Below are 11,822 nucleotides of genomic sequence, written 5' to 3' on the forward strand. Positions count from 1 at the left end.
CTCACCCTACTCGATGTATTGTCTGAGCACAAGGCTAACAGAATGGATGAGTCGCTAGCGGCGCCGAGTCGGGATAAGTTGGCTAAGCATAAATACGCCTGCGGCCGCAACCACGACCGATGGACCAGCCGGCGTATCGTAAAACCAAGAGCCCGCCATACCGAGAAAAACGGCGCCCATACCAATTAAACTCGCCAATGATGCCATTTGCTCGGGCGTGGCGGAGAGACGTCGCGCTGTCGCTGCGGGAATGATTAGCATCGACGTAATGATCAAGGCGCCAACAAATTTCATCGCCAGTGCAATCACAAGCCCGATAAGCAGCATGAGCAGCAGCCGTAAGCGTTCTACATCAATACCCTCAACTTGAGCCAGCTCTTCGCTGACGGTCATCGAGAGTAAAGGTTCCCAGTAATAGGCCAACACCGCAAATGTGAAGCAAGCACCAATCGCTAACCAGGTTAAATCGGTATAGGTTACGGCCAATAAGTCCCCAAACAGATACGCCATTAAATCCACGCGCACCGTATCAAGAAAGCTGACTGCAACGAGCCCTAACGATAAAGCACTGTGCGCCAAAATACCGAGCAGAGTATCAGTGGCGACCAAATGCTGGCGCTGTAAACCAACCAACACAATGGCGAGTAACAGACAGGTTGCGATGAGCGCAAGATTAAGGTCAATTTGCAACAAAAAACCGACGGCGAGCCCAAGCAACGACGCATGGGCAAGTGTGTCACCAAAATAGGCCATTCGACGCCATACCACAAAAGAGCCCAGTGGACCTGCAATGGCGGCAATCAGCACCCCTCCTAGAATAGGAGCCATTAAAAACTCAATCATGTTGGTGTTCCTGATGTTGGCAGCCATTAACAGGCTGTCCAGATAAATCGTGATCGTGATTATGATGGTGGTGATACAAAGCAAGCTGTTCGCCGGTTTGGCGACCGAACATCGCGACATAAGAGGGATGTTGAGAAATCGCATCTGGCGCCCCTGAGCAACACACATGGTGCTGCAAACAGATCACCTCATCGGTTTTCGCCATCACTAAATGCAGGTCGTGTGAGACCATCAAAACGGCGCAGCTGAGTGTGTCACGCAGCGTCGCGATAAGGCTATACATTTCAAGCTGGCCACTGACATCCACACCTTGCACCGGTTCGTCCAGTACCAAAAGATCGGGGGATTTAAGTATCGCACGGGCAAGCAATACCCGCTGGGTTTCCCCGCCGGACAAGGTATGCATGTTAGAAAATTGCAGTGCGGCCGCATTGACGGTGCTTAGCGCTTGCGTAATTTGCGCGTTGGTGTAGCGCGTCCCCAAGCGGATAAATCGGTCTACCGTCAAGGGCAGTGTTTGGTTAAGCTGAAGCTTTTGTGGCACATAACCGATCTTTAATCCTTTTTTAAGCCTCACAGCGCCTTGGCTGGGTTTAACTAAGCCAATCAGTGTTTTTACAAGGGTGGATTTTCCCGCGCCATTAGGGCCAATCAATGTGGTGATATTGCCGCGTTTTAAGTCTAGCGACACATTATCCAGAACCTGGCGGCCGTTATAGGTCACCGTCACCGCATCGAGGGTGACTAGCGAGTCAGTCATAGTGAAAAAAGCATTGTGAATTGGAATTGTTATATTATAACATTTCGCATCGCTGATGAAACTGATTAATTGGGGTAAACCATGAGTGTGCGTGTTATTGGACTATTTTTTGCGCTGTTACTGGCCTTGCCAGTGCAGGCTGTCACTGTGATGACCACGATTAAGCCGGTGCAGCTGATTGCTAAAGGGTTAGTCGCAGACGACGATACGGTAGAGGTGTTACTCCCGCCCGGCGCATCACCACACGGTTATGCGCTAAAACCCTCTGATATTCGCAATTTGAAAGCGGCTGATTTGACAGTTTGGGTGGGACCGGAGCTTGAATTATTCTTGAGTAAACTCTTGCAAGAGCAGCCCAATGTATTAACCCTCACTCAAGTAGAGGGGATCCCGCTTCGTCATTATGACGGTGAAGCAGAAACCCACCATCATGGTCACGACCATGACCACCATGGTATCGACCCTCATATTTGGCTGGGCCCCGAGTCGGCACGTGTCGCAGCACAGGCGATTACCCAAGCTTTGATAAAAGCCGCGCCTGAAAAGGCTGACCAATATCGCGCTAAATTAGCCATTTTTAACGCCCAGCTGGATGAGACAGTAACCGATATTCATGCGGCATTGGCACAACGCCAGCAAAGTGGATATTTCGTATTTCATGATGCGTACGGTTACTTTGAACAAGCATTTGGTTTGAAGAAAACGGGCCACTTTACCGTCGATCCCAGCCAAAAACCGGGCGCAAAGACCTTAGTAACTATCCGGAGAGGATTGCTAAATCATGACGCGACCTGTATCTTCACCGAGCCGCAGTTTAATCCCTCACTGGTCGATGCTGTGACCCGAAACGATGACGTTACTGTGATTGCTTTGGATCCGTTGGCAACTGCTATTCGAGTTGCGCCTGATGGTTATCAGGTTTTTTTGAAAGATATGGGAAACCGCTTCGCACGTTGTTTAAAGCATGAAACTACTCACTAACTGGTTAGCCGCGACCGCTCGGCTACCTCGCCAGCACAAGCTGGCGCTCGCCTCATTATCGTTACTCGTTGCTGCCGCACTCATGTGGCAGCCACATCCTTTTACACATCACGATGAACGTCGCTCATTGCCGCTAATCGATGAGCAACAGGCATCGATGCCGCTAGAAAACAGTGAGCCGATTGAAGTTGGTTTAGACGCTGATGATCCAGCACTGACAGTGCCTGAAGATGCTCTCGAGCAAGATATCACTTCAGAAGCGGCCCGCATTCACACCCACACGGTTGCCTCTGGTGATACCTTGGGCGCGATTTTTTCACAGTACGGCCTACCGCTCCGTCAGATGTACCAGATCCTCGATGTGAATCAGAAGGCGGGCGATCTTCGGCTTGGACAAAAAATTGATTGGCAAATTGATGATGAGGGACAGCTTTCGTCACTCACTGTTTATCAATCGATTAAATATCGGGATCAGTATGTCTTTGGTGCGAATGGGGTGAGCTACGAGCAACTTGAAACGACCGGAGTCTACGAGCAAGTCACTCTGTCGGGCCGCGTCACAAGTAGTTTTTACCAGCAAGCGCGACAAGCAGGGTTGACGCCTAACCAAATTCAGAACTTGGTCTCAGCTCTACAATGGCGCTTTGATTTTGGTGCTGAGTCTCATCGTGGGGATCGCTTTTCAGTATTGGTCAACAAAGAGTTTATCGATAATAAAGCGGTATCGTCTGGCGAAGTGATGGCGATGCTTTATCAAGCGGGCGATCGAGATATCTTTGTCTATCGCCACACCGATGGTCGCTTCTATGATGAGCAGGGTCATAGTTTGGATCGTGCTTTACGTCGCTTCCCAACCGCCAAGCGTTACCGTATCAGCTCGTCATTTGACCCCCATCGTAAGCATCCGATCACCGGACGTATTTCACCGCATAACGGCACCGATTTCGCCACCCCGGTGGGGACGCCCGTCTTGGCAGCAGGCGATGGTGTAGTGGTCAAAGCGCGCAAGCATCCATTGGCAGGCAACTATGTCGTGATCAAACATGGTCGCGAATACTCGACCCGCTATTTGCACCTTCATCGTATTTTAGTGAAGCCGGGTGATCACGTTTCTATGGGGCAAAAAATCGCATTGAGTGGTAACACTGGACGCTCGACCGGCCCTCATTTGCATTTTGAGCTGATTAAATATGGCCATCCAGTGAATGCCATGAAGGTGCCTTTACCTGAAGCGCATCCGGTGCCGCGTAGCGAACAAGACGACTTCAAGCGTCAAGCAAGACGCGCTCATCAGCAGCTGTCTCAAGTTCTTAACAGCTAATAAATCTCAAGAATGTGAGGCCTAGCTCACATTGAGGGTCGCAGGGTTCCATTTTGTATGGTTACACAGGATGATACCCGTCTTAATTTTGCGACCCTTATTCCTCTCTTAGTTGCATGAAACGCCTATTGCTCTGCCTGATTTGGGTAATTAGCACCTTTTTCTGTCTGCCTTTGCAGGCACATCATGGGTTGGAAACCTCGTTCCAAGCCTATCCGGGCTTGCAGGCGGTCGCGAACGTGCGTGACATCGCCTACCAGCCGGGCGGTGGCGTCTGGTTGCTTAATCATCAAGGAGAGGTCGTTTTTTTTGACGGCCACCAAACCCATCCACTCAGTGATGTGCTCAGTCTGCCCGAAGAAAAAGTAACGGCGATTGCCTTTGCGCATGATGCCCTTTGGATGGCAGGGCAGAACTTTATTTATCGCTACCAATCGGGACAGCATATTGTCACACGTTATCGCCTGCCACAGACCGTGTTGGCGCGCCAAGCGGATGCACAATCCCGTCTTGCGACGATAGACGGTGAGCTTTGGCATATTAGTGATGGTCAACTCAGCCGCTATGTGGTGGAAGATAACAGCTTTTCAATTTGGCGCGCAGGACAATGGCGAGCAGAGCTGACTTGGATGACGAACGAGCATCGCTTGATTGCCATCGGCCAAGCGCTCTACCAAGTCAGTGAGCAAGGCATTCACCAGATACGCCGCTTCAACTCTCCGATAACTGCGATCACAGGGCAAGACTCGCGGGCTTGGGTGAGCACCCACAATGCGGTGTATTTACTTGCTCTCGATGAAGACTCAGTGACGGGACAGCACATACTGACGCAGCAGGGTGGGTTTCATTATCTTGCCTCAGGGGCGGGAGGCGTTTGGGCTGCTAATGAGCAAGGGCTTTTTCTCCTGTCACTCGATGGGAGTGCTTCGCCGGTATGGACGCCGGGTCAGAATGCAATAGATGGCACACGGGTGACCTTTTTACGCGCCGATGCCGAAGGGGGAATTTGGTTTTCCACCGACCAGTCATTACGTTATCGCGCAGCCGGACAGCGCTGGATTGCGCATCAGCATGGTCCCTTTCCACAAGCGATCACCCAAGGCTTTTCAAAGGCCAGTGACCCTTGGCTGCTAAGAGGTCGTCATTGGCGTGATTTGAATGGTCGTTGGTTGGCGCGTATGCCAGATCAAAACGGCGATAAGATCAAGAGTGCTGCACGACAAGCGACACAGTTGTGGTGGTCGACAGAAAATGGTGTGGCTGGCTTAGACACCCGAACAGGTTCGCGTTTAACGCTCCCAGAACCTGTTGCCAACTTCGCTGCTGAGCACTTGTATACCGATGCGGCAGGGACGCTTTGGTTGGCTAAAGGGCCTCAGCTAATCCGTTACTGGCCGGCTTCAGAAACGGTTGTTGACTACGGAACCGGATGGCAAGTGGACGAGGGTGACGTTGAAGGGTTTTATGATGATGGCCGCGGTAGCGTTTGGATCCGTCAGCAGCAAGGTTTGACACGTTATCGAGATGGGCAGTTTCAAGCGATTCGGTTACCTGTCTCTCTCTTGCCGTTGTCTGATTTGTATACCGATGAGCGGGGCCGCCTTTGGCTCGCCAGTGCGCAAGGCATTTATCAGTATGACCATACCACACCGGATACGGTGTCGGCGGCCTATCTGTCGTTAAACAATGAGCAGTTTCATTGTATTACCGGTAATAAGGACGGTGTTTGGGCGTACAGCAACCAAGCTATCGTCCATATAGCACCAAGAGGCGTTGTGCGTACGTTCCGACTACCTACGCCAATGGGACAGGTGGTATGTCGCGTATCCAATCCGCATCAGTTGACCATTTTTTCCGGCGCTGAGCGTTTTGTGATTAATACCGATCAACTTGCGTTCTCACTACGAAAACCGCCGAAGGTTGTGATTGGCGCTGTGTGGCAACAGGACAGACGTTGGCGTATTGCACCGCGCCAGCAAACGGCAATGACATTGCTAGAAAACAATCCGACTCAGCTTGAATGGGGAAGTTGGCCACCCGAGCGGCAGGTCAGTCGTGTCCACTATCAGCTGATCGCGAAGCGCCATCCGGGAAACCCAATGGCTGGCCAGCTTGCCGCATGGCAACAAACCAGCAGCGATACCATTACGCTGGCGAATATGGCAGGGGGAGAGTATCAGCTGCGCATTGCCATTCCTCGCGATGGTGCGTCGCACACGGTGTTGAATCTTGATATTTCTCTCCCCATGTTGCCACATATGCTGAGTGGGGCCATCCTTGCTGTCTTTGTGAGTATTGTGTTGTTAGCGGTTGGATTGGCGTTTAAACAGCGCTATCAGGCCCGACAACAAAGCAAGCGTCTTCAACAACATCGCACAACACAGCCAGTATTTGATCCCATCGCGGCTCAACCTGACGCTGTTGTCGTCGAGATGAAGGGGCATCACGCTAAACGCCGCGCTCAGTGTCAACAGCTGCGTTCCGCATGGATATCGCGTTTTATGCAAGCGGTGGAAAACGGCTTTACCAATCCTGACTTTTCTACCCATGAGCTGGCCGCCGCGTTAGCGATGTCGGAGCGGAACTTACAACGCAAATGTCGCCAATATTTTCATATCACGGTCACCAGCTATATCACCCAAAAGCGATTGACCTATGCGAGCGGGTTGTTAAAACAAGGAATGAGTATTACTGAGACCGCCGAAGCGTGCGGGTATCGTGATCCGGCGTATTTCAGTCAGCGATTTAAAGGATACTTTGGTGTGAGCCCCTCACAGTATCGTGATCGCATCCTCCCTCAAGTACTCACTAGCCCAACCGATTAAATCTGCTACGCCAACAAGGCATATGCATGCCTGTGCCTATCTGGCAGTGACCTGTATTGGAATTTATACCTAAAGGAAAAAGGAACGTGGTATGACCGGGGAGACCATACCACGGGTGTCAACGACACCTTCGCTTGCTGCCGGGGGCGGAGCGGACACTCCACCCGGTTGAAAAGGTTATGAAAGAGTCACTAATGTAGCCTGTGTGGATCAGGAAGGGTTAGGAGAATTCCGCCATCTTTCGTTAAAAGTGCAATACTTCTTAACCGGCTGAAATTATTGGTTTTTATCGCTATGATTTTCCATTTTGACGAAAATAACGAAGCGTTTTATGCCGGATTAACATGCAATCCATCTGGCATCAGCGTGGTTCGTAGGGTTTGAATCAAGGCAGTTTGTTTATCGTCAGCGCGAGGGCCCACATTAAGATGTCCCCAGATAGGGTTCGGCCACACACTATCGGTTTGGTAGCGTGCGACATGATGGACATGAAGTTGTGGAACGAGGTTGCCGATCGCCGCGATGTTGAGCTTATCGGGGTGGAAACCGTGTTCCAAACATTGCGAGACGGCAGCAGACTCTCGCCATAGCTGTTGCTGATCCTGATCACTGAGGTGATGTACTTCGTGGATATTGTTTTTACGTGGGATCAGGATTAGCCAAGGGCCAAAATCTGCATGGGCAAGACGTAATTGGCATAAATCAAAGTCGCCCACGTAGGCACTATCTGCGGCGAGGCGATCATGAAGAGAAAAAGACATGGTGGCTCCTTAATGAAATGTATTGCTCTAGCTTACATCACAACTTACTGATGGGTCACAAAGTACCGATGAGATTGTTTGATTTGAACCGGGGACAACCAAAACCAAGTACGCTTGAATAGAGAAGAATATTGAATGGCTTGATCGTGATAACGATTAAGGCTGCGGGTAGGAGGCAAGATGCACTATCAAGAAGTCCTTTCGTTTTGGTTTGGTCAAAGCGCTGAGCAAGCGCCAGCGCCAGAGTGCAATGCGTTGTGGTTTGGTGGCAATCCAGAAACTGATGAACAGATTCGAGCAATGTTTCAAACGTGGGTTAGCGCGGCGGGAGCGGGAGAATTAAATGCGTGGGCGCAGACCCCACAAGGCCGCCTTGCATTGATTATCTTGCTGGACCAATTCCCACGCAATTTATACCGAGGGCTAGCGGCGGCGTATCGTTATGATGCATTAGCATTAGCCATTTGTAAGGCGGGGTTAGCGAAAGGGGATGATCAGGCACTGACGCCTTTACAGCGTGTTTTCTTTTATATGCCGCTCGAGCACGCAGAGGGTGAAGACGATCAGCAAGAGGCTCTTTTTCGCTTTAATCAACTTCGACAAGCGGTTGAACCAGAGAATCAAGCTTGGTTTGAACAATGCTACGATTACGCGCGTCAGCATTATGACATCATCGAGGCCTTTGGCCGTTTTCCACATCGCAATGCCGTCATGGGGCGCTTATCCACCCCAGAGGAGCGGCTTTGGCTAAGCGAAACCGAACAGCGTTTCGGGCAAGGCTAACCATTAAAAAGCCCACCGGTTAAGGTGGGCTTTCATATCAGCTATCGGTTGAACAAGGTAAGGTTACATGCGCTCAAGGGTATTGATACCCAGTAGCGCAAGACCTTGTTTGATCGTTTTTGCTGTCAGTGCCGCCATACGCAGGCGACTTTGACGGGTTTGACCTTCAGCCAATAGAATTGGGCACGCTTCATAGAAGCTAGAGAAAAGTCCCGCCAAATCGAACAAGTAGCTACACATCAGGTGTGGTTGGCCTTCGCGAGCAACAGACTTAACCGCTTCTTCGAATTGCAATAGCTTGGCAACCAATGCTTTTTCTTTCTCATGCTCAATGACCATTTCACCCTCAAGTGCATCACGGTCAACGCCTGATTTTGCAAACACAGAAGCAACACGGGTGTAGGCGTACTGCATATAAGGCGCTGTATTGCCCTCAAATGCCAGCATATGATCCCAGTCGAAGATGTAGTCCGTGGTGCGGTGCTTAGACAGGTCCGCATATTTCACCGCCGCCATTGCTACGGTGGTGGCGATTTCACGCTGCTCAGCTTCATCCATGTCTGGATTTTTCTTGGCGATCAGTGCCTTGGCGCGGGTTTCAGCTTCGTCGAGTAAGTCAGCAAGACGAACGGTGCCACCTGCACGTGTTTTAAATGGCTTGCCATCTTTGCCAAGCATCATACCAAACGCATGGTGCTCTAGGCTGACAGAATCAGGCACGTAACCGGCTTTACGCACAATAGTCCACGCTTGCATCAGGTGTTGATGTTGGCGTGAGTCAATAAAATACAAGACGCGATCGGCATTGAAATGCTCATAGCGGTATTTGGCACAGGCAATATCGGTGGTGGTGTATAAAAAGCCACCATCACGTTTTTGAATGATCACACCCATAGGCTCGCCGTCTTTGTTCTTGTATTCATCCAAGAACACGACTTGAGCGCCGTCATCTTCAACAGCGATGCCTTTCGCTTTTAAGTCTTCGACAATGCCTGGCAGCATATCGTTGTAAAGACTTTCACCCATGACATCTTTGTCAGTCAATGACACATTGAGACGGTCGTAGTTACGTTGGTTTTGTTCCAACGTCACTTTCACTAATTTTTCCCATTTTTCTTTGCAGTATGCGTCACCACGCTGAAGACGCACTACATACTGGCGTGCTGTGGCAGCAAATTCTTCGTCTTCGTCGTAACGACGCTTGGACTCACGATAGAAGTTTTCGATATCGCCCAGTTCCATCGAGATGTCATCACCGCGAGATTCATGCAGTTCCAAGTTGGCAATCAACATACCAAACTGCGTGCCCCAGTCGCCGAGATGGTTGGCGCGGGTGACCTTATGGCCTAGAAATTCCAAGGTGCGGACAACGGCATCACCAATGATGGTTGAACGCAGATGACCCACGTGCATTTCTTTGGCAACGTTTGGTGCAGAGTAATCGACCACAATGTTTTGGGTCGCTTCAGTGGCGACACCTAACCGCGTATCCGCGAGCGCTTGGTCAGCTTGTGTCGCCAGCCATTGGTCGTTTAAGAAAATGTTAATAAAACCAGGGCCAGCGATTTCGGTTTTACTGACCATATCGCCAAGGTCGAGGGCATCTAGTACTTTTTGTGCGAACTCGCGAGGGTTACACCCTAATTTTTTTGCTGCGCCCATCACGCCGTTGGCCTGATAATCACCAAATTGAGGTTTAGCAGACTGACGTACCGCCGCCGGTGTGCCTTCAGGCGCACCCGCCGCAACCATGGCGGCAGAAACTTTCTCGTTAAGAAGACTTTGAATATTCACTTGCTTACCTTTACTACTAACCGGGCCGATTGTTAACTGCCCGTTGTGTGGGCTTCCAGCTTACAGATACAAGAATCCGCCAACACTGCACTGAGCCTTGGGCGTACAAGCACAGTGTTGGCGGGATGCTGTATTGTTGCGAACCGTGGCGTCAACTGACGCGGGTAAACCCTAATGATACCCATAAACTAGCAGGGGTTGGCAATAGTTATTCACCGTCAACACTGATATCTTTACGCGCTGAAATGAAACGGGCGACGTTTAACCTTCAAGAGGTCACCATGCATGATGCCACGAACCTAACTACCCTGATGCGAGATAAAGCAGCTTTTGCAGATAAAATCAATCAGTTGCTTGATTTGCTTGCGATCGATTGCGCGGAGCTGACACTGGATCATGTCGCGATACGCACCCACGATATCGCGGTAACCGAATCTTTGGCCAGTGAGCTCGCGTCGCAAGGTAAGTTGTGCTCTGAGGCGATCGTCAACGGTCGGCCAATCCACATTTATGCACTGGACCGGGCATTAACCATTGGTCAATGGCAAACGCATTGGGTTGAGCTTCCGTTTCCTAACCACAAACGGTATCCGCGGCAAAGCTGGGAGCACGTTGAGTTTGTGCTGCCCTGTACCACCGCTGACATGGCAGGACTAAAGCAAGCATTGCAGCGCGCGTTTCCAGGCATATTTGCGCGTGCAGAACAGCGACATACCATCACGGTGAAGTGCAGCGAACCTTGTGTGAAAGGCGAGCGGTTACCTAATCCGACCATTGCTTTTAAGTATCAAGATGTTTGCGTGAAGTTTCACCCTTTTCCGCTGGCTGAGATTATTGCAAGCGAAGCCAGTGACTAAGCACTGGCTTCATGGGGCTGTCGGGAGTGCGATATGTGATTATAGGATCACGGTTTTATTGCCGTGAACAAATACCTTGTCATCCACCACTCGGGCAATCGCTTGGCTCAGCACGCTTTTTTCCACATCACGTCCGGCTTTGGCCATATCTTGCGCATTAAAACTGTGGTCAACATGAATCACGTTTTGACCAATAATCGGGCCTTCATCCAAGTCGTTGGTAACAAAGTGAGCGGTCGCACCAATGATTTTGACACCACGCTCAAAGGCTTGATGATAGGGGCGTGCGCCAATAAATGCGGGCAAGAAGCTATGGTGAATATTAATGATTCTGTGTGGGTATTGCGCGACAAAGTCGGGTGTGAGCACGCGCATGTATTTGGCCAGTATGATGTAGTCGGGCTGGTACGGCTGGATTGCCTTTAACATTGCCTGCTCGTGTGCCTCACGCGATAAATCTTGATGGCAAATATGGTGGAACGGAATATCGAAGCGCTCAGTCAGCGTCTGTAGCTTGTCATAGTTTCCCACCACGGCAGCAATCTCGATATCCAAAGAGCCATCGTAGGCTTTCATTAAAATGTCGCCCAAACAGTGTGACTCTTTGGTCACCATGATCACAACGCGCTTTCGTCGTGAGTTGATAAGCTGACGGTGACTTCCAGCAGGAAGCGCTTGGTCGAGATCTAACAACAGCGTGTGGTCATTAAAAATCCCTTCCAATTCGGTGCGCATGTAAAATCGACCCGTGGCATTGTCGACATATTCGCGATTATGGACGATGTTGAGTTGGTGCTTATAACAAATATTGGTGATCTTGGCGATCAGGCCTTGGGCATCGGGACAATCCGTGAGTAATGTTTTTCGTTCCATGTTGATGTTATGTTGCTTAATAGT

10 protein-coding genes are annotated in these 11,822 nt (G+C 50.4%); 5 read left to right on the top strand and 5 right to left on the bottom strand.

Features of this window, described 5'->3' with window-relative positions; all coding sequences use genetic code 11:
- Positions 1–54: 54 nt before the first annotated feature.
- On the bottom strand, positions 55–843 hold the full coding sequence (gene znuB, locus BGK46_RS09305) for a zinc ABC transporter permease subunit ZnuB (protein WP_069588753.1): 789 nt from the start codon (positions 841–843) through the stop codon (positions 55–57).
- On the bottom strand, positions 836–1,603 hold the full coding sequence (znuC, locus tag BGK46_RS09310; protein WP_069588755.1) for a zinc ABC transporter ATP-binding protein ZnuC: 768 nt from the start codon (positions 1,601–1,603) through the stop codon (positions 836–838). Before znuC ends, znuB begins: the two co-directional genes overlap by 8 nt.
- 81 nt (positions 1,604–1,684) lie before the next feature.
- Between znuC and znuA the strand changes: the two genes are divergently transcribed.
- From znuA to BGK46_RS09325, 3 genes are all read left to right on the top strand, one after another.
- Positions 1,685–2,584 carry a zinc ABC transporter substrate-binding protein ZnuA gene (gene znuA / locus BGK46_RS09315; protein ID WP_217492732.1) on the top strand — a complete coding sequence of 300 codons (900 nt, stop codon included), beginning with the start codon at positions 1,685–1,687 and terminating at the stop codon, positions 2,582–2,584.
- Positions 2,568–3,905, top strand: a complete 1,338-nt coding sequence (mepM, locus tag BGK46_RS09320) for a murein DD-endopeptidase MepM (RefSeq protein WP_069588758.1) — start codon at positions 2,568–2,570, stop codon at positions 3,903–3,905. Before znuA ends, mepM begins: the two co-directional genes overlap by 17 nt.
- A gap of 116 nt (positions 3,906–4,021) precedes the next feature.
- The gene (locus BGK46_RS09325; RefSeq protein WP_069588759.1) at positions 4,022–6,730 is read left to right on the top strand and encodes an AraC family transcriptional regulator; all 2,709 of its coding nucleotides are present in this window, start codon (positions 4,022–4,024) and stop codon (positions 6,728–6,730) included.
- Between the two features lie 329 nt (positions 6,731–7,059).
- On the opposite strand, the gene BGK46_RS09330 is transcribed toward BGK46_RS09325, so the two are convergent.
- Positions 7,060–7,491: an HIT domain-containing protein gene (locus BGK46_RS09330; RefSeq protein WP_069588761.1), complete on the bottom strand. Its 432-nt coding sequence runs from the start codon at positions 7,489–7,491 to the stop codon at positions 7,060–7,062.
- A 180-nt stretch (positions 7,492–7,671) separates the two neighbouring features.
- On the opposite strand from BGK46_RS09330, the gene BGK46_RS09335 reads away from it, so the two are divergent.
- Positions 7,672–8,274: a DUF924 family protein gene (locus BGK46_RS09335; RefSeq protein WP_069588763.1), complete on the top strand. Its 603-nt coding sequence runs from the start codon at positions 7,672–7,674 to the stop codon at positions 8,272–8,274.
- 63 nt (positions 8,275–8,337) lie between these two features.
- Here BGK46_RS09335 and argS read toward each other — a convergent pair whose 3' ends face one another.
- Complete coding sequence (gene argS / locus BGK46_RS09340) at positions 8,338–10,068, bottom strand: arginine--tRNA ligase (protein ID WP_069588765.1); 1,731 nt, start codon at positions 10,066–10,068, stop codon at positions 8,338–8,340.
- Positions 10,069–10,349: 281 nt separating this feature from the next.
- Here argS and BGK46_RS09345 point away from each other — a divergent pair, with 281 nt between their 5' ends.
- Positions 10,350–10,925: a VOC family protein gene (locus tag BGK46_RS09345; protein ID WP_069588767.1), complete on the top strand. Its 576-nt coding sequence runs from the start codon at positions 10,350–10,352 to the stop codon at positions 10,923–10,925.
- 39 nt (positions 10,926–10,964) lie between these two features.
- On the opposite strand, the gene purU is transcribed toward BGK46_RS09345, so the two are convergent.
- Complete coding sequence (gene purU, locus BGK46_RS09350; RefSeq protein ID WP_069588769.1) at positions 10,965–11,798, bottom strand: formyltetrahydrofolate deformylase; 834 nt, start codon at positions 11,796–11,798, stop codon at positions 10,965–10,967.
- Positions 11,799–11,822 lie beyond the last annotated feature (24 nt).

Origin of the sequence: Salinivibrio sp. SS2 (assembly GCF_001722075.1) — a bacterium.
Classification (GTDB): Bacteria; Pseudomonadota; Gammaproteobacteria; order Enterobacterales; family Vibrionaceae; genus Salinivibrio; species Salinivibrio proteolyticus.

What these genes read in the sequence shown, in the direction of transcription:
- znuB (WP_069588753.1), bottom strand. Translation starts at nt 843, where the DNA reads ATGATTGAGTTTTTAATGGCTCCTATTCTAGGAGGGGTGCTGATTGCC.
- mepM (WP_069588758.1), top strand. Translation starts at nt 2,568, where the DNA reads ATGAAACTACTCACTAACTGGTTAGCCGCGACCGCTCGGCTACCTCGC.
- BGK46_RS09345 (WP_069588767.1), top strand. Translation starts at nt 10,350, where the DNA reads ATGCATGATGCCACGAACCTAACTACCCTGATGCGAGATAAAGCAGCT.
- BGK46_RS09325 (WP_069588759.1), top strand. Translation starts at nt 4,022, where the DNA reads ATGAAACGCCTATTGCTCTGCCTGATTTGGGTAATTAGCACCTTTTTC.
- purU (WP_069588769.1), bottom strand. Translation starts at nt 11,798, where the DNA reads ATGGAACGAAAAACATTACTCACGGATTGTCCCGATGCCCAAGGCCTG.
- znuA (WP_217492732.1), top strand. Translation starts at nt 1,685, where the DNA reads ATGAGTGTGCGTGTTATTGGACTATTTTTTGCGCTGTTACTGGCCTTG.
- znuC (WP_069588755.1), bottom strand. Translation starts at nt 1,603, where the DNA reads ATGACTGACTCGCTAGTCACCCTCGATGCGGTGACGGTGACCTATAAC.
- BGK46_RS09330 (WP_069588761.1), bottom strand. Translation starts at nt 7,491, where the DNA reads ATGTCTTTTTCTCTTCATGATCGCCTCGCCGCAGATAGTGCCTACGTG.
- BGK46_RS09335 (WP_069588763.1), top strand. Translation starts at nt 7,672, where the DNA reads ATGCACTATCAAGAAGTCCTTTCGTTTTGGTTTGGTCAAAGCGCTGAG.